At 73.9% G+C, this 20,519-nt stretch carries 16 protein-coding genes and 4 tRNA genes; 9 read left to right on the forward strand and 11 right to left on the reverse strand.

Translation table 11 applies throughout. The features are described 5' to 3' along the window. The first annotated feature begins 45 nt into the window (after positions 1-45). On the forward strand, positions 46-252 hold the full coding sequence (gene bldC, locus ACIF6L_RS05285) for a developmental transcriptional regulator BldC (protein WP_014137253.1): 207 nt from the start codon (positions 46-48) through the stop codon (positions 250-252). Positions 253-611: 359 nt separating this feature from the next. On the opposite strand, the gene ACIF6L_RS05290 is transcribed toward bldC, so the two are convergent. The 3 genes from ACIF6L_RS05290 to ACIF6L_RS05300 all read right to left on the reverse strand — a co-directional run bounded on the left by ACIF6L_RS05290 (position 612) and on the right by ACIF6L_RS05300 (position 5,947). Then, positions 612-685, reverse strand: a tRNA-Asp gene (locus ACIF6L_RS05290). A gap of 106 nt (positions 686-791) precedes the next feature. Next, positions 792-4,793, reverse strand: a complete 4,002-nt coding sequence (gene hrpA, locus ACIF6L_RS05295) for an ATP-dependent RNA helicase HrpA (protein ID WP_380388307.1) — start codon at positions 4,791-4,793, stop codon at positions 792-794. A gap of 182 nt (positions 4,794-4,975) precedes the next feature. Then, positions 4,976-5,947, reverse strand: coding sequence for a LysR family transcriptional regulator (locus ACIF6L_RS05300; RefSeq protein ID WP_396491225.1), 972 nt, complete (start codon positions 5,945-5,947; stop codon positions 4,976-4,978). A gap of 179 nt (positions 5,948-6,126) precedes the next feature. Between ACIF6L_RS05300 and ACIF6L_RS05305 the strand changes: the two genes are divergently transcribed. Further along, positions 6,127-7,047 carry a zinc-binding dehydrogenase gene (locus tag ACIF6L_RS05305; protein WP_396491226.1) on the forward strand — a complete coding sequence of 307 codons (921 nt, stop codon included), beginning with the start codon at positions 6,127-6,129 and terminating at the stop codon, positions 7,045-7,047. Between the two features lie 117 nt (positions 7,048-7,164). After that, complete coding sequence (locus ACIF6L_RS05310) at positions 7,165-8,250, forward strand: alpha/beta fold hydrolase (protein ID WP_396491227.1); 1,086 nt, start codon at positions 7,165-7,167, stop codon at positions 8,248-8,250. A gap of 32 nt (positions 8,251-8,282) precedes the next feature. Here ACIF6L_RS05310 and ACIF6L_RS05315 read toward each other — a convergent pair whose 3' ends face one another. Together ACIF6L_RS05315 and ACIF6L_RS05320 are read right to left on the reverse strand one after the other, a co-directional pair. Next, positions 8,283-8,456, reverse strand: coding sequence for a Uma2 family endonuclease (locus tag ACIF6L_RS05315; RefSeq protein WP_396491228.1), 174 nt, complete (start codon positions 8,454-8,456; stop codon positions 8,283-8,285). Beyond that, positions 8,432-8,914: a hypothetical protein gene (locus ACIF6L_RS05320; RefSeq protein ID WP_396491229.1), complete on the reverse strand. Its 483-nt coding sequence runs from the start codon at positions 8,912-8,914 to the stop codon at positions 8,432-8,434. The genes ACIF6L_RS05315 and ACIF6L_RS05320 overlap by 25 nt, the downstream gene beginning before the upstream one ends. Positions 8,915-9,114: 200 nt before the next feature. On the opposite strand from ACIF6L_RS05320, the gene ACIF6L_RS05325 reads away from it, so the two are divergent. Then, positions 9,115-10,425 (forward strand): hypothetical protein, encoded by a 1,311-nt coding sequence (locus tag ACIF6L_RS05325; RefSeq protein WP_396491230.1) that lies wholly within the window; start codon positions 9,115-9,117, stop codon positions 10,423-10,425. Between the two features lie 55 nt (positions 10,426-10,480). On the opposite strand, the gene ACIF6L_RS05330 is transcribed toward ACIF6L_RS05325, so the two are convergent. Beyond that, positions 10,481-11,188, reverse strand: coding sequence for a response regulator transcription factor (locus tag ACIF6L_RS05330; RefSeq protein WP_329489021.1), 708 nt, complete (start codon positions 11,186-11,188; stop codon positions 10,481-10,483). After that, entirely contained in the window at positions 11,185-12,447 is a 1,263-nt protein-coding gene (locus tag ACIF6L_RS05335) for a sensor histidine kinase (protein ID WP_396491231.1), read from the reverse strand. The genes ACIF6L_RS05330 and ACIF6L_RS05335 overlap by 4 nt, the downstream gene beginning before the upstream one ends. A 265-nt stretch (positions 12,448-12,712) precedes the next feature. Here ACIF6L_RS05335 and ACIF6L_RS05340 point away from each other — a divergent pair, with 265 nt between their 5' ends. Beyond that, the gene (locus ACIF6L_RS05340; RefSeq protein ID WP_359805552.1) at positions 12,713-14,923 is read left to right on the forward strand and encodes an MMPL family transporter; all 2,211 of its coding nucleotides are present in this window, start codon (positions 12,713-12,715) and stop codon (positions 14,921-14,923) included. A 174-nt stretch (positions 14,924-15,097) separates the two neighbouring features. Here the strand turns inward: ACIF6L_RS05340 and ACIF6L_RS05345 are convergent. The 4 genes from ACIF6L_RS05345 to ACIF6L_RS05360 form a co-directional block, all read right to left on the reverse strand. Then, positions 15,098-15,171: transfer RNA gene (locus ACIF6L_RS05345), tRNA-Phe, on the reverse strand. Positions 15,172-15,198: 27 nt separating this feature from the next. Next, positions 15,199-15,272: transfer RNA gene (locus ACIF6L_RS05350), tRNA-Asp, on the reverse strand. A gap of 56 nt (positions 15,273-15,328) precedes the next feature. Beyond that, positions 15,329-15,401 (reverse strand) — tRNA-Glu (locus ACIF6L_RS05355). 113 nt (positions 15,402-15,514) lie between these two features. Further along, complete coding sequence (locus ACIF6L_RS05360) at positions 15,515-15,856, reverse strand: metallopeptidase family protein (RefSeq protein WP_329489024.1); 342 nt, start codon at positions 15,854-15,856, stop codon at positions 15,515-15,517. A 70-nt stretch (positions 15,857-15,926) separates the two neighbouring features. On the opposite strand from ACIF6L_RS05360, the gene ACIF6L_RS05365 reads away from it, so the two are divergent. The 4 genes from ACIF6L_RS05365 (at position 15,927) to ACIF6L_RS05380 (ending at position 20,510) form a co-directional block, all read left to right on the forward strand. Then, positions 15,927-16,403 (forward strand): fluoride efflux transporter FluC, encoded by a 477-nt coding sequence (locus ACIF6L_RS05365; RefSeq protein ID WP_396491232.1) that lies wholly within the window; start codon positions 15,927-15,929, stop codon positions 16,401-16,403. Between the two features lie 58 nt (positions 16,404-16,461). Further along, positions 16,462-16,836 carry a fluoride efflux transporter CrcB gene (gene crcB / locus ACIF6L_RS05370; protein WP_396491233.1) on the forward strand — a complete coding sequence of 125 codons (375 nt, stop codon included), beginning with the start codon at positions 16,462-16,464 and terminating at the stop codon, positions 16,834-16,836. Positions 16,837-17,135: 299 nt separating this feature from the next. Continuing rightward, positions 17,136-17,963, forward strand: a complete 828-nt coding sequence (locus ACIF6L_RS05375) for a hypothetical protein (RefSeq protein ID WP_396491234.1) — start codon at positions 17,136-17,138, stop codon at positions 17,961-17,963. 195 nt (positions 17,964-18,158) lie between these two features. Next, complete coding sequence (locus ACIF6L_RS05380; protein ID WP_396492469.1) at positions 18,159-20,510, forward strand: DEAD/DEAH box helicase; 2,352 nt, start codon at positions 18,159-18,161, stop codon at positions 20,508-20,510. The last annotated feature ends 9 nt before the right edge of the window (positions 20,511-20,519 follow it).

Here is a 20,519-nt window from a genome sequence, read left to right on the forward strand (position 1 = left end):
GAAGGATAGAACCGCCCTGGTTCGGTTCTCCCGAGGAGGCCGCTCATGACCGCTCGTACCCCTGATGCTGAACCCCTGCTGACGCCGGCAGAGGTCGCCACCATGTTCCGCGTGGACCCGAAGACGGTTACCCGCTGGGCCAAGGCAGGCAAGCTCACGTCCATTCGCACGCTTGGCGGGCACCGTCGTTACCGCGAGGCGGAGGTGCGCGCCCTGCTGGCCGGTATTCCCGCCCAGCGAACCGAGGCCTGATAGGCCGAAGGCTCTTTCAAAGGGGCTGCTTACCGGACTCCGCCGGGTCCGGTAAGCAGCCCCTTTGCATGCCCGCGGGCGCTCCCGGAGATCGTGCCGGGCGGCCGGAATGTTGAACTCCGGATAACGATTCGAGGCCCCTGGGGCGGGGGGGATATACAGTTCATAGCTGTGCAATTTTACATATTAAATTGGCACCCCTGGGGAAGGGGTGCCATGTGTCCGGTCTCGGGAAAAGATAAGTGACGACGATCACGCGGGTCGTTGCTTGTGGTCTAGACCTAGTCCGGGGTAAGGATCCCTCCCGGGGCAAACGCGAGAGGCCCGGAACCAAACGGTTCCGGGCCTCTCGGCTACGGCGATCCTGACGGGACTTGAACCCGCGACCTCCACCTTGACAGGGTGGCGAGCTAACCAACTGCTCCACAGGACCAGAGTGTTCTGATCTTGTTCACTCGCTTTGCTGCGCTGCGAACAAGACAGACTGTAGCCCATGGTGGGCCCCCAGGTCGAACTGGCTCCTGAGGGCCCCTCCCAGCTCAGAGCGTGGCCCTGGCCGCCTCCATCGCCTTGGAGATCCGCTTCTCCGAGACCGGGGTCGGCGTACCCAGTGACTGGGCGAAGAAGCTGACCCGCAACTCCTCGATCATCCAGCGGATCGCCAGCACCGCCGGGGACGGCTGCTGCCCGGCCGGCACGGCCGCCAGCAGCTCCCCGTACTCCTGCTGCACCTGCTGCACCTTCAGCAGCTGCTGGGCGTCCCGCTGCGGATGGTTGGGCAGCGCCTCCAGCCGGCGGTCCACCGCCAGCAGGTAGCGCTTGAGGTCCGGCAGCCGCTGCCAGCCGGCCTCGGTGACGAACCCCGGGTGCACCAGCGAGGCCAGGTGCAGCCGGATGTCGTTGACCGCCGTCAGCAGCACCGGGCTGCTCACCGCCTTCAGCCGGGTCGAGGCCCGGTGGAAGGCGATCAGCGCGGTGGCCGTCTTCAGCGTGGTGTCCGCCGACAGTTCGTAGAGGTCGGTGCGGACCTTCTCGTGCAGCTTGCCGAAGGCGGCCTCGTCCCAGGCCGGTCCGCCGGCCGAGGTCATCAGCCGGTCGGTGGCGCAGGCCACCACGTCCTCGAACAGGGCCGGGATCGACCCGTGCGGGTTGTACGACAGGGCGAGCTTCGCCTGGTTGCCCAGCCGCCCCTGGATCGACTTGGCGGGCGAGTTGGTGGTCAGCATCAGCAGCCGCCGGGTGCCCTCCCACATCGCCTGGGCCTGCGCCTGCGGGGTGTCGAAGAGCTTGATCCCGACCGTGTCCCGCTCGTCCACCAGGGCCGGGTAGGCGCGCAGCGAATGGCCGCGCGAGCGCTGCTCGAAGGTGCGCTGGAGCACCGGCAGCGAGGCCGGCCAGGCGGTCAGCCCGGACTGCTCGATGCCCTGGCCCGAGGCGGCCGAGGAGAGGGTCTCCTTGAGCTTGGGCTTCAGCTGCAGCCGGAGGTCCTCCAGGTCCTTGGACTCGGCGAGCTTCTTGCGGCCGTCGACCACCCGGAAGGTGACCTTGAGGTGGTCCGGCACCCGCTCGTCGTCCCAGGCCTCCGGCGGGACGGTGATCGCCGTCATCCGCTTCAGGACGTGCTCCAGGGTGGGCAGCAGGGGCTCCTGGCGGTCCTTCACCTGGCGCAGGGCCGCCTTGGCGTAGTCCGGGGCCGGGACGAAGTTGCGGCGGATCGCCTTCGGCAGCGCCCGGATGTAGGCGGTGACCAGCTCCTCGCGCAGGCCGGGGATCTGCCAGTCGAAGCCCTCGGCGGTGACCTGGTTGAGCACCGGGAGCGGGATGTGGACGGTCACGCCGTCCGCGTCGCTGCCCGGCTCGAACTGGTAGGTCAGCTTGAAGCGGAGCTTGCCCTGCTGCCAGTAGTCCGGGTAGTCCGCCTCGGTGACGCCGTCCGCCGAGTCGTTGATCAGCATCGACTTCTCGAAGCTGAGCAGGTCCGGCTGGTCGTGCCGGGTCTTCTTCCACCAGGAGTCGAAGTGCCGGGTGGAGACGATGTCCTCGGGCAGCCGGCTGTCGTAGAAGTCGAACAGGGTCTGGTCGTCGACCATGATGTCCCGGCGGCGGGCCCGGTTCTCCAGCTCCTCGACCTCGCTGAGCAGCTTGCGGTTCTCGGCGAAGAAGCGGTGGTGGGTCTCCCAGTCGCCCTCGACCAGCGCGTTGCGGATGAACAGCTCGCGGCAGAGCTCCGCGTCGATCCGGCCGTAGTTGACCTTGCGCTGGGCGACGATCGGCATCCCGTAGAGGGTCACCTTCTCGTAGGCCAGCACCGCGCCGGCCTTCTTCTCCCAGTGCGGCTCGCTGTAGCTGCGCTTGATCAGGTGGCCGGCCAGCGGCTCCACCCACTCGGGCTCGATCTTCGCGTTGATCCGCGCCCAGAGCCGGGACGTCTCGACCAGCTCGGCGGACATCACCCAACGCGGCGGCTTCTTGAACAGGCCGGAGCCGGGGAAGACCGCGAACCGGGCGCCGCGGGCGCCGCCGTACTCGCGCTTCTCGACGTCGTAGAGGCCCAGGTGCGAGAGCAGGCCGGCCAGCAGCGACTGGTGGATCCGGTCGGCGTCCGGTTCGGCGTCGGGATGGGGCTCCTCGATGGTGACGCCGAGCTGTTTGGCGACCGTGCGGAGCTGCGAGTAGATGTCCTGCCACTCCCGTATCCGCAGGTAGTTGAGGAACTCGGCCTTGCACATCCGGCGGAAGGCCGAGGAGGAGAGCTCCTTCTGCTGCTCCCGCACGTAGCGCCACATGGCGAGGTAGGAGAGGAAGTCGGAGGTCTCGGACTGGAAGCGGCGGTGCCGGTCGTCGGCGGCCTGGCGCTTCTCGGTGGGGCGTTCGCGCGGGTCCTGGATGGAGAGCGCGGCGGCGATCACCATGACGTCGCGGACACAGCCGTTCTTGTCGGCCTCCAGGACCATCCGGGCCATCCGCGGGTCCACCGGGAGCTGCGCCAGCTGGCGGCCGAGCGGGGTGAGGCGCTTGCGGACGTCCTTCTCGTCGGGGTCGAGGGCGCCGAGTTCGTGGAGGAGGTTGACGCCGTCCTTGATGTTGCGGGAGTCCGGCGGGTCCAGGAACGGGAAGGCGGCGATGTCGCCGAGACCGGCGGCGGTCATCTGGAGGATGACCGAGGCCAGGTTGGTGCGCAGGATCTCGGCGTCGGTGAACTCGGGGCGGGAGAGGAAGTCCTCCTCCGAGTACAGCCGGATGCAGATGCCGTCCGAGGTACGGCCGCAGCGGCCCTTGCGCTGGTTGGCGCTGGCCTGGCTGATCGCCTCGATCGGCAGCCGCTGCACCTTGGTGCGGTGGCTGTAGCGGGAGATGCGCGCGGTGCCCGGGTCGATCACGTACTTGATGCCCGGGACGGTGAGGCTGGTCTCGGCGACGTTGGTCGCCAGGACGATCCGGCGGGAGCTGGAGCGCTGGAAGACCTTGTGCTGCTCCGCCGAACTCAGCCGCGCGTAGAGCGGGAGGACCTCGGTGAACTTCAGCTTCAGCTTGTTGAGGGCGTCGGCGGTGTCGCGGATCTCGCGCTCGCCGGAGAGGAAGACCAGGATGTCGCCGGGGCCCTCGGCCTGGAGCTCCTCGGCGGCCTCGCAGATCGCCTGGATCTGGTCGCGGTCCCGGTCGGCGTCGCTGGGGCCGTGGTCGCCGTCCGCGTCGTCGGCGTCCTCGACGATCGGCCGGTAGCGGACCTCGACCGGGTAGGTGCGGCCGGAGACCTCGACGATCGGGGCGTCGCCGAAGTGGTGGGCGAAGCGCTCGGGGTCGATGGTCGCCGAGGTGATGACGACCTTGAGGTCGGGCCGGCGGGGCAGCAGCTGCTTGATGTAGCCGAGGATGAAGTCGATGTTGAGGCTGCGCTCGTGCGCCTCGTCGATGATCAGGGTGTCGTACTGGCGCAGCTCACGGTCGGTCTGGATCTCGGCGAGCAGGATGCCGTCGGTCATCAGCTTGACCAGGGTGTCCGGGCCGACCTGGTCGGTGAACCGGACCTTCCAGCCGACCGCCTCGCCGAGCGGCGTGCGCATCTCCTCCGCGACGCGCTCGGCCACCGTCCGGGCGGCGATCCGGCGGGGCTGGGTGTGCCCGACCAGGCCGCGGACCCCGCGGCCCAGCTCCAGACAGATCTTCGGGATCTGGGTGGTCTTGCCGGAGCCGGTCTCACCCGCCACGATCACCACCTGGTGGTCGCGGATGGCGGCGAGGATCTCGTCCTTCTTCTGGCTGACCGGCAGCTCGGCGGGATAGGTGATCTCGGGGACGGCGGCCCGGCGCTGCGCGACCAGCAGCTCGGCGCGCTCGACGTCGCGGGCGATCTCGGCGGCGACCTTCTGCCGGGCCTCGGGCTTGCGGACCCGCCGGGCGCCCTCCAGCCGCCGCCCGATCCGCACCTGGTCGCGCAGGGTCAGTTCGGGCAGACGGGCGGCCAGCTCGCCGATACCGGGGCCGCCGCCCTCCGTGGACGCGTCGGCGGACTGGACTGCGGGAGAACTCACTGCGGGCATCCCTCTAGGTTCGCAAGGAGATGCGGCGGCGCGCACCTCGGTTTTCGAGCCCCTCCAGTGTCACAGCCGCCACGGCCTCCGGGCGAACCCCGCCCGGGGCGGCGCCCGGAGAACCGCGGCGGACCGGGGCGGCGGTCGGTGCTCCGGGCGCCGGGCGCCGAGGACGGCCCGCCCGGAGGCCGTCAGCCGTCCAGGGCCGCCTCGTCCGGGCCGGGCAGCCAGTCACGGGCCGGGTCGTACTCCAGCCAGCGGTTGCGCCGGGCCGCCTCGGTGAACGCCCCGAGCAGCGGGTCCAGCCGGGCCGCCGGTTCGTCGCCGTCGCGCCAGAGCAGCGACCAGGCGTAGAGCGGGGTGGGGTCGACCAGCGGGACGGTCCGGATGCCGGGGCGGCCGGGGCCGCCCGCGGGGCCGGGCAGCGGGCAGTCGGCGGGGAGCAGCGAGAAGCAGGACGGGTCGGTGCGGATCCGTTCGGCGAAGCTCTCCAGGCCCAGATTGGTCGAGCCGGCCCGCTCCGCGATGCCGAAGCGGTCCGCGAACCGGGTCAGGAAGTCCAGCCGGTCCACCGCGGCCGGGTAGCGCAGCACGCCGGAGCGCAGGTCCTCCGGGCGCAGCACGTCGCGGTCGGCCAGCGGGTGGTCGGTGCTCAGCAGCGCGTCCACCGGCTCCAGCCGGACCAGCCGGTGCGCCAGCCCCGCGTCCCGGCCGTCGGGCAGCGGGTGTACCCGGCCGAAGCCCGCGTCCGACTCGCCGCGCAGCAGAGCCGCCGCCACCGAGGGGAGGTCCCGCCCCGGGACGGGCTCCACCTCCAGCCCGGGCACCCCGTCGACGGCCCGGGCGACCGTCCGCATCGGCGCGTACAGGTGCCCCCAGACGTCGACGCGCAGCGGGCGCCGGGTACGGGCCACCGCCGCCACGGCGCGGTCGCCCTGGGCGAGCAGCCGCCGGGCGGGCTCCAGGAACCGGTGCCCGGCCCCGGTGAGCCCGACGCCGCGCGGGTCGCGGTCGAGCAGCCGGGCGCCGAGCGCCGCCTCCAGCCGGGCGATCCGCTTGGACAGGGCCTGCTGGCTGATCGCCAGCCGGGCGGCGGCGCGGCCGAAGTGCAGTTCCTCGGCCGCCGTGGTGAAGGCGCGGACCTGGGAGAGATCGAGATCCATGGCCGCCCACCCTAGGGCCTCCCGGCCCGCCCACGGCCTGCCGCTGCCCGGAAGGCCCCGACAACGGTCGGTTGTCGGGATCGCCGAGCGGTTGTTGGACCGGCTCCGGGCGGTCGCGGTCTGCTGGGACCACGAGCTCGGCCGGACCGGCCGGCGAGGGGAGAGGGAGGGCGAAGGCCATGAGGGCGCTGACACCGACCGGACGGGCGGACGCGACGGTGGCGTTCACGGAGGTGACGCAGCCGCGACCGGGACCGGGCGAGGCCCTGGTGAAGGTCGAGGCGTTCGCGGTGAACCGCGGCGAGACGTTCCAGCTGGAGGCGCCCCGGCCGGGCTGGCGCCCCGGCAAGGACATCGCGGGCCTGGTCGTGCAGGCCGCCGCCGACGGCTCCGGGCCGGCCGTCTGCCGCCGCGTCGTCGGCCACCCGCCGGCCGGCGGCTGGGCCGAGTACGTGTGCGTGCCGGTCGGCTCGCTCGCCGAGATCCCGGACGGGCTGGACGCCGTCCGCGCCGCCGCCCTGCCGCTGGCCGGTCTCACCGCGCTGCGGCTGCTGCGCACCGCCGGTGCGCTGGCCGGCCGCCGGGTGCTGCTCACCGGCGCCTCCGGGGGCGTCGGCCACTACGTCACCGAGCTGGCCTCGGCGGCGGGTGCGGAGCTGACCGCGGTCACCGCCTCGGCGGAGCGCGGGCGGCGGCTGGTCGAGCTGGGTGCGGCGGAGGTGGTCCACTCGGTGGGCGCGGCCCGCGGCCCGTACGACCTGGTGCTGGAGTCGACGGGCGGCGCCGACCTGCCGCTCGCGCTCGCCCGGCTGGCCCGCCGGGGCACGCTGATCTGGTTCGGCCAGGCCTCCCGGACCCCGGTGACGCTCGACTTCTTCGACTTCTTCGCCGGGCCGGAGTCCGCCACGCTCCGGCACTTCCACTACACGGACTCCGACGTACCCGACGGTGAGGACCTCGCCACCCTGGTCCGCCTGGTGGGGGAGGGGCGGCTGACCCCGGAGGTCGGCCGGGTCGCGCCCTGGGCGCGGACCGCCGCCGTGCTCACCGATCTGCGGGAGCGGCGGATCCGGGGCAAGGCCGTCCTCACCCTGCCCTGAGCACCCTTGAGAGCCCTGAGCGCCCTGAGCGCCCTGAGCGCGCCCCGAGAGCCCTGACCGCCCGTCCTGACTCCGCCCGACCGTGCACCACCGACCATGAGATGAGCGTGCTCCCCGATGACCGGCTCCCCCGACCTGTCCTTCCTCGACCACCCCGACCTGCCGGCCGCCCTCGTCGAGGAGAACCGCCCGCGGGCCACCGGCGCCGGCCTGGACCCGCACGAGTACACCCGGGTCACCTCGGCGCTGCGCTCCGCACAGGAGTGGCCCGAGGCGTTCCGGGCGGCCGGCCGGCGGCACCGCGTCGCCGCCGACCGCGCCGCCGCCGAGGGCCGGTCGGTCTCGGCCGGCGAGGCCTACCGGAGGGCCGCCCGCTGGTTCCACTTCGCCGGCCTGCTCCCGCACCCCGACCGCGCGGCGGCCGGCGCGACCGCCACCGAGGCGGACGAGGCGATGCGGGCCGCGCTGGCCCACCTCGAACCGACGGCCGAGCGGATCGAGGGCGAGTCCTTCGTGGGCTGGCTCCGCCGCCCGGCCGGGCCCGGCCCCGCACCGCTGGTGATCGTCGTCCCGGGGATGGACTCCGGCAAGGAGGAGTTCCACGCGGTCGCCGAGGCGCTGCTGGCGCGCGGTACGGCCGTCCTCGCCCTGGACGGCCCGGGGCAGGGCGTCCTGGCCGGGGCCGCCGCGCCGGAGCCGGACTACCACCGGGTGGTCGGCCGGGCGATCGACGCGGTCACCGGCCGGGAGGGCGTGGACACCCGGCGGATCGGCGTGACCGGGCTCAGCCTGGGCGGCTACTACGCGGCGGTGACGGCCGCCCGCGAACCGCGGATCCGGGCGGCCGCCGTGGTCAGCGGCCCCTGGCGGCTGGACTGGGACGCCCTGGTCCCGTTCGTCACCGCGACCCTGATCCAGCGCTGCGGGAGCACGGACGCGGCCCGCGCCTTCGCCCGCCGGGTCGACCTGACCGCCCTGGCCCCGGAGATCACCGTCCCGCTGCTGGTCGTCGAGGGCGGCGAGGACCGGATCCCCGGTGTCACCAACGCCGAGGCACTGGCCCACCGGGCACCCCGGGGCGAACTCCTGCACGTCCCGCACGGCAACCACCTGCTCGGCAACGCCCTCGCCGACTGGCTCCCCGCCACCGCGGACTGGCTCACCACGGAGCTGACCCGTCCGACGGAGACCCGGACGTCCTGACGGGCGGCGCGGGCCCCGGCGCCGGGGCCCGCTCAGTACGGCAGCAGGTCGCCCGTGACCAGGTCGAAGCCGAAGGGCTCGGGGATGTGCAGCGTCTCGCCGAAGTCGACGTCTTCGCGGCGGTGGTACTTCGTGCCGTCGGGCCGACTGAACAGGGTGACGGTCCGTTGCCCGGCGTCGATCAGCAGATAGAGCGGGATGCCCATCTGGGGGTAGTCGCGGACCTGCCGACCCAGTCGTTCTCGGGGTTCGAGGGGGAGACCAGTTCGACGGCGACGGCGACGGCCTCGGCCGGCACCTGATTGTCGGTGGTCTCCAGCACCTCGCTCGGAAGGTATGTGAGATCGGGGTTGCGGCTCTTGCCCACGGCGGGTGAGACCAGGTCGGTGTTCTCGCTCGGCAGCAGCTCCAGCGGGGCGTGCGCGTCGAACTGGCGGCGGATCAGCAGCAGGTTCCGCTGTTCCCGGAGCGTCGGGCGGTGGCGCCGTGCGGGCGGTGGTGCCTTGCGGGCGGTGGGTGTCGGGTGGGCCGTGGTCCGGTGGGGTGGGGCCGGTCGCTCGGGGCGGCGCGTGCTCCGGACGCCGATCGGCCGGGGCCGTCGAAGGGCCGTTGACCTGCGGTGGAACCGGTGGAGCGGGACGGCCCGAAGATTCTTCGAATTCACCTGCAACCCGGGCGGGGGTCACACGTCTAGTTCAGTGAGAGGCACGGAAGGTGGGCCACCTTCCGAAGGCGGGGGGATCCTTCGCCCGTGACCCGGTGGTTCACGGGCCGTCTCGGCCACTCACTCACACATCCAGTCTTCGCCGGCGTCGCCGGGCGTGTCCTCGGCATGCCCGCAACCGGCACGTTCCAGGGGGAACCATGTCCAGCACCGCCCGCGTCAGCCGTTCGCGCCGCACCGCCGCCGTCGCCGCCACGCTCGCAGTCGTCGCACTCGGCGGCTCGCTGGCCCTGCCGACGCAGGCGTTCGCCGACGAGGTGAAGGGCGCGAAGCTGTCGGTCCAGGCGCCGGCGTCGGTCGGCTTCGCCGGGCAGCCGGTCGCGTTCACCGAGACCATCACCAACACCGGCGAGAAGACCACCGACTTCCTGCTCGAACTGGGCACCACCAGCGACCTCGGCACCCCCTCGGACGCCATCACCATCGACTACCGGAACCCCACGACCGGCAGCTGGGAGTCCGTCCCGCTGTCGTTCCAGTCCGGCCCCGGGTCGGCCAGCTACGAGGGCAGCGTGCCCGGCATCACCGTCGCGGCCGGCCGGACGGTCACCGTGGACCTGCGCATCGGCGCGCCCATGGGTCTGCCGCACCACGGGGCGACCAACGGCGGCTTCGACTCCATCGGCCTGCGCTCCGTCGTGACCGCGCCCGGCGGCTGGGTCACGCTCGCCGAGCAGACCAGGACGATCGGGGTCGACTCCATCCGCACCTCCCTCGCCTCCGTCCCCGACACCGCGGTCGCCGGCGGTGCGCCGATCGAGTTCGACGCCGTCCTCACCAATGCCACCGCGTCCGGCTACGTCAACCTCGGCAACGTGCTCTTCAGTGACCCCCACGCCACCGTTCAGATCCGCAAGGCCGACGGCACCTGGGACACCCTCGCCAAGGTCACCGGCGGAGTCGGCGACGAACTGTCCGGCGTCTACCTCCAGGGCCGCAACTCCGGCATCGCCGCCGGCCGGACCGAGACCACCCGGGTCCGGGTCGCCTACGACGTGAACACCCCGCTCGGGGCGACCCGGCTCAGCCCCTGCCTCTTCGTCAACGAGGGCGACGCCCCGTTCGAGGGCACCACCATGTGCGAGACGGGCAGCACCGTCACCGTCCTCGCACCGGCCCCGACGCCGACCGCGGCGCCCACCACGGCGAAGCCCGCCGCAGCGAAGCCGGCCACGAGGAAGCCCACCGCCCCGGCCGCGGTCAAGCCCGCCGCCGAGGTCAAGCCGGCCGCCGCCCCCGCCGCCCCGGCCCCGGCCGCCGCCCCCGCGGTCGCCGCCCCGGCCCCGCAGGCCGCCGCCCCCGCCGCGGCCGCCCCGGCCGCCCAGACCACCGGTGAACTCGCCGCCACCGGCTCCGGGTCCGGCACCGCCCCCGCGATCGCCGCCGCCGTCCTCGCCACCCTCGGCGCCGGCGCCGTCCTCCTCGGCCGCCGCCTGCGCCGCCGCTCCTGAGGCGTCGACGCGCCGGTGCCTCCCCGACCCCCGGCCGGGGAGGCACCGGCGCGTGCTACCCGGGCTGGTCCCCGGCCGTCGCCCGCGCGGTGACCAGTCCGGACTCGTAGGCCGCGATGACCGCCTGGGCGCGGTCCCGGACGGCGAGCTTGTCGAAGATGCTGGTGATGTAGTTCTTGACCGTGGAGACGCTGATGTCCAGCGCGCGGGAGATCCCGCCGTTGTCGAGGCCGGTGGCCATCAGGCGCCACACCTCGACCTCGCGCGGGGTCAGGTCGCCCAGACCGGTGGGCGCCGGCTGCGGACCGCCGGGGGCCCGGACGTAGGTGGAGATCAGCCGGGTGAGCAGGCGCGGCGCGACGGCGGCCTCGCCCGCGTGGACGGTGTGGATCGCCGCGGCGAGGTCCTCCGGGGAGCTGTCCTTGGGCAGGAACCCGTAGGCGCCGGCGCGCAGGGCGCCCACCACGTACTCGTCGAGGTCGAAGGTGCTGAGGGCCAGGACGCGGCAGCCGGGCACGGTGGCGGCGAGTTCGCCGGTCGCGCCGACCCCGTCGAGGACGGGCATCCGGATGTCCATCACCACGACGTCCGGGCGCAGCCGTTGGGCGAGGGTGACGGCCTCGGCGCCGTTCTCGGCCTCCCCCACCACCTCGAAGGACGGGTCGGGGGAGAGGATCAGTGACAGGCCGCGCCGGACCAGCGGCTGGTCGTCCACGATCAGCACCCTGATCCTCGGCGGTGTCGTCGGCCCCGTCCCGGTCATCGGTACGCCCCTTCCTGTCGGACGGCCGCCCCGGCCGTCCGGTCCGTGTCAGCCGTGTCAGCCGTGTCGGCCGTGTCGTTGCCGGTCAGCGGCAGGTCGGCCAGCACCGCGAAGCCGCCGCCGGCCTGCGGACCGACGGTGAGGGTGCCGCCGTGCAGGGCGACCCGCTCGCGCATGCCGATCAGGCCGTAACCGCCCGGACCCGTCGCCGGCGTCCGCTCCGCCGGCGCAGCGCCCCCGCCGTCGTCCCGCACCTCGACGGTGACCCCGTCCCGGCGGTACGTCAGGTGCACGGAGGCACGGGCCGGCCCGGCGTACTTGCGGGTGTTGGTGAGGGCCTCCTGGACGATCCGGAACACCGTGAGGCCGACGGTCGGCGGCAGCGGACGCTGCGGCCCGCGGACGACGAACTCGGTCGGCAGCCCGCCGAGCCGGGCCTCGCCCACCAGGCGGTCGAGGTCGTCGGCGCCGGGCTGGGGCGGCGACGGCGCGGCCTCCGGTTCGTCGCCGGCCCGCAGCACGTCCAGCAGCTGGCGCATCTCGCGCAGCGCGAGCCGCCCGGAGGACTCCAGGGTGACCAGGGCCTCCCGGACCACCTCCGGACGGCCGAGGTTGGCCCGGGCGCCACCGGCCATCAGCTGCATGGTGGTGATGTGGTGGGCCACGATGTCGTGCAGCTCCCGGGCAATGCGGCGCCGTTCGTCCGCCACCGCGCGGTCGGCGAGGAGCTGCCGGTTGGCCGCCACCTGCTGCTGCCACTGGTTCACCGCCAGCGCGGTGCCGACCACGATCAGGGTGGAGAGGACCGCGCTGACGGTGGCCTCCCAGGTGGGCGTCCGGCCGTGGCTCTGGCTCAGCAGCGTCAGCGTCACCGTCGCGACGGCCGCGACCGCCGTCACCCGGCCGGTGCAGGCCCGGGCCGCCGAGAACAGGGCGACCACCAGCACGGACCCGAAGTGGACGGGCAGGGACGCCGTCAGGGAGGAGGCCGCGTCGAGCACCAGGACGGCGGTCAGCACCGCCCCCGGGTGGCTGCGCCGGGCGAGCAACGGCAGGGCCGCCAGCGCGACGAGGAGGAACCCGAGCACGCTCACGGCGTGCCGGCCGTCGGGATAGGCGAAGAACACGTAGCTGAGCAGGTTCATCGCGCAGGCCCCGCCGGTCACCAGCGCGTCGTTGCGGGTCCACGGCGGCTCGAAGCCGTCGGCGTCCAGCGGCTCCCGGGCATCGCCGGGCCCGCTCCGTCGGTTCCTGGGCATCTGGGTACTCCCCCTGCGTCCGGCCTCCTGTCCCCCCGACAGCCTCGCACAGCCGCCGCCGTGCGCGGACCCGCCCGACGGCCGGGGACGGGGCCCTGACCAGGACCAGGGTCCTGGGTGCGGGCCCGGGCGGGAGCGCGGGCCCCGGTGCGGATCATCCGCCGCCACGACGCCCGGAGGGCCCGCGCGGTGATGGTCTTGAGACCGGTCGGGGAGTCCGTCCCCGGCAGGCATCCGCACTCAAGTCCGTCCGTCGGAGGACATCGTGATCCGCGCCCTGACCGGGTACTCCACCAGACATCCCTGGAAGGTCGTCGCCCTCTGGGGCGTGCTGGCCGTCGTCCTGACCGCCCTGGCCCCGATGCTGATGTCCCGCGTCACGCAGAGCCAGACCGCCGACTTCCTGCCCCGCAGCTACGACTCGGCCGCCGCGATGCGGATCGCCGAGGAGCAGTTCGGGCTGAACCCCGACGCCACCGTCGTGACGGTGCTGGTCGCCCGGTCCGACGGCAAGGCCCTCAGCGCGGCGGACCAGACGCGGGTCGAGGCCGAGGCGGAGAAGCTGGGCAAGCGCCGGGTCGCCATGCCCAGGGCGGACGACGAGCCGACGTTCCTGCTCCCCGACCGTTCCCAGACGCCCCGGATCGCCCCGGCGATGGTGGCGCCCGACCGGAGCTTCGAGCTGCTCTCGGTCGAACTGGTCGGGAACGCCGCCGACCAGGGCGTCCAGGGCGTCTACCGGGCCTTCCGGGACGGCACCCGGACGCAGTTCGCCGAGGCGGGGATGCGCACCGGCTTCACCGGCGGCCTCGCCGACGCCGTCGACTCCGCCGACTCCCACAAGACCGCGTCCACGGTCGGGGGCGCCGTGGTGATGGGGCTCATCGTCCTGCTCAACGTGCTGGTGTTCCGCAGCGCGCTGGCCGCGGTGCTGCCGCTGCTCGCGGTCGCCCTGATCGGCGGCGTGGCGGGCGGGGCCGTCGCGGGGGCCGCCCTGCTCACCGGGCTCAAGCTGGACGCGGGCACCCCGGGGCTGATCAGCGTCGTCCTGCTCGGCATCGGCATCGACTACATGCTGTTCCTGCTGTTCCGCTTCCGCGAGCACCTGCGCGCCCGGCCCGAGCAGCCGGCCCGGGAGGCGGCCGCGCAGGTCTCCGCCCGGGTGGGTACCGCGATCACCTCGGCGGCGCTGACCATCGTGGCCGCGTTCGCCACGCTGGGCCTGGCCACCTTCGGGCAGTTCCGCTCGATGGGCCCCGCGATAGCCGTCGCGGTCCTGGTGATGCTGCTGGGCAGCCTCACCCTGCTGCCGGCGCTGCTCGCCGTCGCCGGGCGCAAGATGTTCTGGCCCTCCAAGGCGCTGCTCCGCGAGCCGCGCGACCGCCGCGCCGCCCGCTTCGGCGAACTGGTCGCCCGGCGGCCGCTGCTGATGCTGGCCGCCTCCGTCACGCTGCTCGCCGCACTGGCGGCCGGGACGATCGGCCTGCGGATGGACTACGGCCGGGGCGACTCCGGCCCGCAGACCGCGGCGGCGGCCACCGCGGTCGAGATCTCCCACGCGCTGCCGGCCGGCGTGTCGGACCCGACGAGCGTCTACGTCACCGTCACGGACGGGGGCACCCTCAGCACGGACCGGCTGACCGGCCTCTCCGGGGCCCTCGCCCGGGTCGACGGCGTGGGCCAGGTCGCGGCCACCGTGCTGAACCAGGACCACCGCGCCGCCCGGATCGACCTCTACCCGACCGTCGACCCGCAGAGCCCGGAGGCCCGTGACCTGGCCTCCGGCCCGATCCGGGCCGCGGTCGCCCAGCACACGCCCGCCGGGACGACGGCCCACGTCGGCGGCACACCGGCGATCTTCGCCGACGTCTCGGCCGCCGTCGACCACGATCTCAGGATCGTCTTCCCGGTCGCGGCCGCGCTGATCGCGCTGATCCTGCTGCTGCTCCTGCGCAGCCTGCTCGCCCCGGTGGTCCTGATGCTCTCGGTCGGCCTCGGTTTCGTCGCCACCCTCGGCGCGGCGACGCTGCTCTTCCAGCACGCCCTCGGCGAGCCGGGCATCAGCTTCACCCTCCCCCTGGTGCTGTTCCTGTTCGTGGTGGCACTGGGCACCGACTACAACATCCTGATCACCGACCGGATCCGCGAGGAGATGCAGCGCCCGGGCCCGGCCCGGGGCGCCGTGGCCCGAGCGGTCCGGCACACCACACCCGCCATCGCGATGGCCGGACTGGTGCTCGCCGGCTCCTTCGCCACCCTCGCCACCACCCCGGGCAGCGAACAGGTCGCCTTCGCGATGGCGCTCGGCATCATGCTCTCGGCACTCGTGCTCTCCCTGGTCCTGGTCCCCGCCCTGGCCGCCCTCCTGGGCCGCTCCCTCTGGTGGCCGGTCCGGCCCCGCCCCGCGGCGGTCGCCCATCCCCGGCACGCGGCGGCCGGCGCCGCGCGGGAACCCGAGCGGATCTCGGCCTACTGAGGCCCCTCCCGGCCGGGAGCCGGAGGACCGGCGCGCACAGCACACCGCCGACGGGGCGGGTACTCGGATCGAGTACCCGCCCCGTCGGCGTGCCCCGGCGCCCGGTGGACGCGGCAGGCACGCAAAAGGCCCCGGAGAGCGAACTCTCCGGGGCCTTTCTGCTGTTCGCAGCTGTGGCCAGGGCCGGGGTCGAACCGGCGACCTTCCGCTTTTCAGGCGGACGCTCGTACCAACTGAGCTACCTGGCCGTACTGCACCGTCTCTTGCGAGACGAGCGATCCCGACGGGACTTGAACCCGCGACCTCCACCTTGACAGGGTGGCGAGCTAACCAACTGCTCCACGGGACCTGGTGTGGATTGCTCCACATAGGTCTTGCGCACTGCACTTTACTACGGTACTGCTGTGCCCCCAACGGGATTCGAACCCGTGCTACCGCCTTGAAAGGGCGGCGTCCTGGGCCACTAGACGATGAGGGCTTGCGGCCTGTCCGGCTGTTTCCAGCGTTCGGGGACGTCGAGAAGCATATGGGATGTCGGGCGGATCGCCAAAACGACTTCGGCCCGGCCGGGTGGCGGGCCCGGCGGGCCGGTCAGGACCAGCCGAGCTCGTCGAGCTCGTGGTCGTCGAAGCCGAAGTGGTGGGCGACCTCGTGGATGACCGTGGTGCGGACCTCCTCGACCGCCTGCTCGTGGGTCTCGCAGTGCCGCAGGGTCGGGCCCCGGTAGATGATGATCCGGTCGGGGAGCACGCCGGCGTACCACTCGCCGCGCTCGGTGAGCGGGGTGCCCTCGTAGAGGCCGAGGAGCTCCGGGTCGGCGGGGTCGGGCTCCTCCTCGACGAACACCGCGACGTTGTCCATCATGGCCGCGAGTTTCGGGGGGATCCGGTCGAGGGCGTCGCTGACGAGCGTCTCGAAGTCTTCCCGGGTCATCTCCACCGGATCATTGTCGGGTCTGCGGTGACGGTGTGCCAGGCGGTGGGGGCCGGTGTTTCATGGGCCCATGACGACATCGGAGAGCGGGGCGGGCGTGGCGGCCGACGCGGTGCCCCCGCGCCGGGAGCCGGTGCTGCGCGGGCAGGGGCCCGCGGTGGCGGCGGTCGCGCTGGGCGGCGCGATAGGGGCGTCGGCGCGGTACGGGGCCGGCCTGCTCTGGCCGACCGGGCCGGCCGGCTTCCCGTGGACCACGCTGGTCGTGAACGGGACCGGCTGCGCGGTGATCGGGGTCTTCCTGGTGGTGGTCACCGAGGGGCGGCCCGCGCACCCGTTGCTCCGGCCGTTCTTCGGCACGGGGGTGCTGGGCGGGTTCACCACCTTCTCCACGTACGCGCTGGACGTCCGGCTGCTGCTGGCGCACGGGCGGCCCGGGGCCGGGGCGGCCTACCTGGGGCTGACGCTGCTGGTGGCGCTGGCCGCGGTCCGGGTGGCGGCGGGGATGACGCGCCGTCTGCTCCCGGGCGCGGTCCGGAGGCCGGGGTGAGATGGTCGGCGGGGTCGGCCGGGGCGCCCGCCGTTCAGGCGGCGGAGGGGGCGGGGCGGTGAACTGGTTGCTGGTGGTGGCCGGGGCGGTGGTCGGCGCGCCGCTGCGGTACCTGACCGACCGGGCGGTGCGGGCCCGGCACGACTCGGCGTTCCCGTGGGGCACCTTCACCGTGAACGTGGCCGGCTGCCTGGTGCTCGGGCTGGTGACCGGGGCGGTCGCGGCCGGCGCGGCCTCCTCGCACCTCCAACTCCTGCTCGGGACGGGCTTCTGCGGGGCGCTGACGACCTATTCGACCTTCTCCTGGGAGACCCTGCGGCTGGCCGAGGGCGGGGCCGGACGGTACGCGCTGGCCAACGTGGCGGGCAGCGTGGCGGCGGGGCTCGCCGCGGTGTACGCGGGGGCGGAGGCGGCCTCGGCGCTCTGGGGCTGAGCGGGCCGGGCGGGCCGGGCGGGCCGGGCGGGCCGGGCGGGTCCGGCGCGGTGGTCGGGGCTTCCGCCGGCGCTCGTACCGGTGTTCGGCGTCGTGGTGAGCGCCGTGGTGAGCGCCGTGGTGAGCGCCGTGGTGAGCGCCGGGGTTCGCGCCGGTGGTGTTGCGCCGGGTGGATGGCGCCGGGCGCTTCCTGTCGGGCGGCCCGTGTCCCGGTGCCCGGGGCGCGCGTTGGGCACCGAAAGTGCCGCGCGCGACGGCGGCGGCCCGGGCCCGGGTGGGGCAGTGGAAGAGGGAGCTCGGTGGCGGCGATGCGTTCGGTGCGCGAGGTGGGTGCTCAGGAGGAACGTTCGGCCGGTCGGGCGCCGGTGGTCCGTCCGGCGGTCGACCGGCCGGTCGTGGTGCGGGCCGTGGTGGTCCGGCAGGCGCCGGAGCGCAAGCCCAGGGCGGTGGCGGTGCGCGACGGTGTGGTGCGCGCGGCGGCGGTGCTGGCGGTGGCCGGGTTGGGCCTGACCGGGTGCATGTCGGTCGGACCGGGCGCGGACGAGAAGCACGGCACCGTCCCGGTCGGGCAGGCCGGGACGGTGGGCAAGCCCGCGGGCGGCGCGTCGGCCACGCCGGCCGGCGTCCGCCAGGGTGGCGCGTCCGGGCGGCCGGAGCGTTCCGGGAGCGCGCAGCCCGGGGGCACGCCGGGAGCGGGCCAGACCGCGGTGGCGGGCGGGGCGTCCTCGGGCGCGAACGGTGCGGCCGCCGGTGCGGAGGAGGCCCCGGGAGCCGTCCCCGGGCAGGACGCGCCGGGCGCGAACGGTGATGCCGGGGGCGTGAACGCCAGTAGCGCACCCCAACCGGGTACCGGTACCTCGGCCGGCGGGGCGGCGGCCGGTACGGGTGGCACAGGCGGTGCGGGGGCGGCCGGAGGCACCGGCAGCGGCGGTTCCACCGGCGGCACCGGGGACGGGCGCTCCGGCGGCGGCGCCGCGACCCCGCCGGCGGCGAGCCCGACCGTCCGGCCGTCGGCCTCCCCCGATCCGAGCCCGGTCACCCCCGCCCCGCCCGCCACGCCGGCGCCCGAGCCCACGCCCGGCAACTCCGGATCTTCGGCCCCGAGCGCCGCTTCGGGCGGCCACTAGCGCGCTGGCCAGTGCATTTGCCTTTGATCCCGAGGTTCCCCTATGGTGGTAGATCGTTCGTTTGATTCATTTGACTGGCGCCCTAATTCCCATCTGGCGCCCTTGGCGCGTACCGGCGATCCGTGGCTGACCGCATAGAGGCGGTTGTGAAACAGAACCCGGACTTTGGCGCGTGCCACTTCCGGAAGGTTTTGCATGTCTCTCGTTGACGACGCCCGCTTCGCCATGCCCGCGAGCGAGTCCGCCGCCGATGTCACCCTCGTCGATGCCCCCGAGGTCGAGCTGTTCGACGCCGACCAGGACATCGACCCCACCGCCGACCAGGACGCCGCCGACGAGGCCGCGACCGAGGAGAGCGCCGAGGCCGCCGAGCCCACCGTCACCTTCGGCGACCTGGGCCTGCACGACGACGTCGTGCGCGCCCTCGCCAAGCGCGGTGTCACCACCCCGTTCCCGATCCAGGCCGCGACCATCCCGGACGCGCTGGCCGGCAAGGACGTGCTGGGCCGCGGCCGTACCGGCTCCGGCAAGACCCTCAGCTTCGGCCTGCCGCTGCTGACCCGCCTCGCCGGCGGCGAGCGCACCAAGCCCAAGCACCCGCGCGGCCTGATCCTCGTCCCGACCCGCGAGCTGGCCATGCAGGTCGCCGACGCGCTGGAGCCGTTCGGCTCGGTGCTCGGCCTCAAGCTCAAGGTCGTCTGCGGCGGCACCTCGATGTCGAACCAGATCTACGCGCTGGAGCGCGGCGTCGACGTCCTCGTCGCCACCCCCGGCCGCCTGCGCGACCTGCTGAACCGCGGCAGCGCCAAGCTGGGCGAGGTCAAGACCGTCGTGCTCGACGAGGCCGACCAGATGGCCGACATGGGCTTCCTGCCCGAGGTCACCGAGATCCTCGACCAGGTGCCGGCCGGCGGCCAGCGCCTGCTGTTCTCCGCCACCCTGGAGAACGAGATCGACAGCCTGGTCAAGCGCTACCTGAAGAACCCGGTCACCCACGAGGTCGACCCGTCGGCCGGCGCGGTCACCACCATGACCCACCACATCCTCGTGGTGAAGCCCAAGGACAAGGCGCCGATCACCAACGCGATCGCCGCCCGCAAGGGCCGCACGATCATCTTCGTCCGCACCCAGATGGGCGCCGACCGCGTCGCCGAGCAGCTCATCGAGGCCGGCGTGAAGGCCGACGCGCTGCACGGCGGCATGACCCAGGGCGCGCGTACCCGCGTCCTCGGCGACTTCAAGGACGGCTACGTCAACGTGGTCGTCGCGACCGACGTCGCCGCCCGCGGCATCCACGTCGACGGCATCGACCTGGTCCTGAACGTGGACCCGGCCGGTGACCACAAGGACTACCTGCACCGCTCCGGCCGCACCGCCCGCGCCGGCCGCTCCGGCGCCGTCGTCACCCTGGTGCTGCCGCACCAGCGCCGTGGCGTGTTCCGCCTGATGGAGGACGCGGGCGTCGACGCCTCGCGCCACATCCTCGACCACGCCTTCGACGCCGAGGTCGCCAAGATCACCGGCGCCCGTTCGCTGATCGAGGTCCAGGCCGAGAGCGCCGCCGGCATCGCCGGTGCCGCCGAGCGCGAGCTCGCCGACATGACCCGCCAGCTGGAGCGCGCGCAGCGCCGCGCCACCGAGCTGCGCGAGGAGGCCGACCGCCTGGCCGCCCGCGCCGCGCGCGAGCGGGCCGACCTGGGCATCGAGGACGAGGCGCCCGCCGCCGAGGCCGAGACCGCCGAGACCGCCGAGACCACCGAGGTTCCCGCGGAGACGGCCGCCCCGGCCGCCGCCGTGACCGAGGAGCGGGCCCCGTCCTACCGCGAGGCGCGCACCGAGCGCCCGGCGTACAACCGTGACCGTGACGACCGCGGTGGCCGTTCCTTCGGTGACCGTGACAACCGCGGCGGTGGCTTCAACCGTGACCGCGACGACCGCGGCGGCCGCTCCGGTGGCTTCAACCGTGACGACCGTGGCGGCCGTTCCTTCGGTGACCGTGACAACCGTGGCGGTGGCTCCGGTGGCTTCAACCGTGACGACCGCGGTGGCCGTTCCTTCGGTGACCGTGACAACCGCGGCGGTGGCTTCAACCGTGACCGTGACGACCGCGGCGGCCGCTCCGGTGGCTTCAACCGTGACGACCGTGGCGGCCGTTCCTTCGGTGACCGTGACAACCGTGGCGGTGGCTCCGGTGGCTTCAACCGTGACGACCGCGGTGGCCGTTCCTTCGGTGACCGTGACAACCGCGGCGGTGGCTCCGGTGGCTTCAACCGTGACCGCGACGACCGCGGCGGCCGCTCCTTCGGCGACCGTCCGGCCCGCACCTTCGGTGACCGCCCGGCCTTCGGCCGCGACCGCGACGAGCGTGGCGCCGCCGGCAGCAGCAGCCGTCCGTTCTCCCGCCGTGACGACCACCGCTCCGGTGGCCGCCCGCAGGCCTCCGGCGGCTTCAACCGTGACCGCGGCGACGACCGCGGTGGCCGCTCCGGCGGCTTCAACTCCGGTGGCTTCAACCGCGACGACCGCAAGCCGCGCTGGAAGAACTGACCCCGCGTA

The organism is Kitasatospora sp. NPDC086009 (genome assembly GCF_044540385.1).
GTDB lineage: Bacteria > Actinomycetota > Actinomycetes > Streptomycetales > Streptomycetaceae > Kitasatospora.

Bases quoted from the DNA above. Each gene is read 5' to 3' on its own strand.
- bldC (WP_014137253.1), top strand. From the start codon at position 46: ATGACCGCTCGTACCCCTGATGCTGAACCCCTGCTGACGCCGGCAGAG.
- hrpA (WP_380388307.1), bottom strand. From the start codon at position 4,793: ATGCCCGCAGTGAGTTCTCCCGCAGTCCAGTCCGCCGACGCGTCCACG.
- ACIF6L_RS05300 (WP_396491225.1), bottom strand. From the start codon at position 5,947: ATGGATCTCGATCTCTCCCAGGTCCGCGCCTTCACCACGGCGGCCGAG.
- ACIF6L_RS05305 (WP_396491226.1), top strand. From the start codon at position 6,127: ATGAGGGCGCTGACACCGACCGGACGGGCGGACGCGACGGTGGCGTTC.
- ACIF6L_RS05310 (WP_396491227.1), top strand. From the start codon at position 7,165: ATGACCGGCTCCCCCGACCTGTCCTTCCTCGACCACCCCGACCTGCCG.
- ACIF6L_RS05315 (WP_396491228.1), bottom strand. From the start codon at position 8,456: ATGGGCATCCCGCTCTATCTGCTGATCGACGCCGGGCAACGGACCGTC.
- ACIF6L_RS05325 (WP_396491230.1), top strand. From the start codon at position 9,115: ATGTCCAGCACCGCCCGCGTCAGCCGTTCGCGCCGCACCGCCGCCGTC.
- ACIF6L_RS05330 (WP_329489021.1), bottom strand. From the start codon at position 11,188: ATGACCGGGACGGGGCCGACGACACCGCCGAGGATCAGGGTGCTGATC.
- ACIF6L_RS05335 (WP_396491231.1), bottom strand. From the start codon at position 12,447: ATGCCCAGGAACCGACGGAGCGGGCCCGGCGATGCCCGGGAGCCGCTG.
- ACIF6L_RS05360 (WP_329489024.1), bottom strand. From the start codon at position 15,856: ATGACCCGGGAAGACTTCGAGACGCTCGTCAGCGACGCCCTCGACCGG.
- ACIF6L_RS05365 (WP_396491232.1), top strand. From the start codon at position 15,927: ATGACGACATCGGAGAGCGGGGCGGGCGTGGCGGCCGACGCGGTGCCC.
- ACIF6L_RS05380 (WP_396492469.1), top strand. From the start codon at position 18,159: ATGTCTCTCGTTGACGACGCCCGCTTCGCCATGCCCGCGAGCGAGTCC.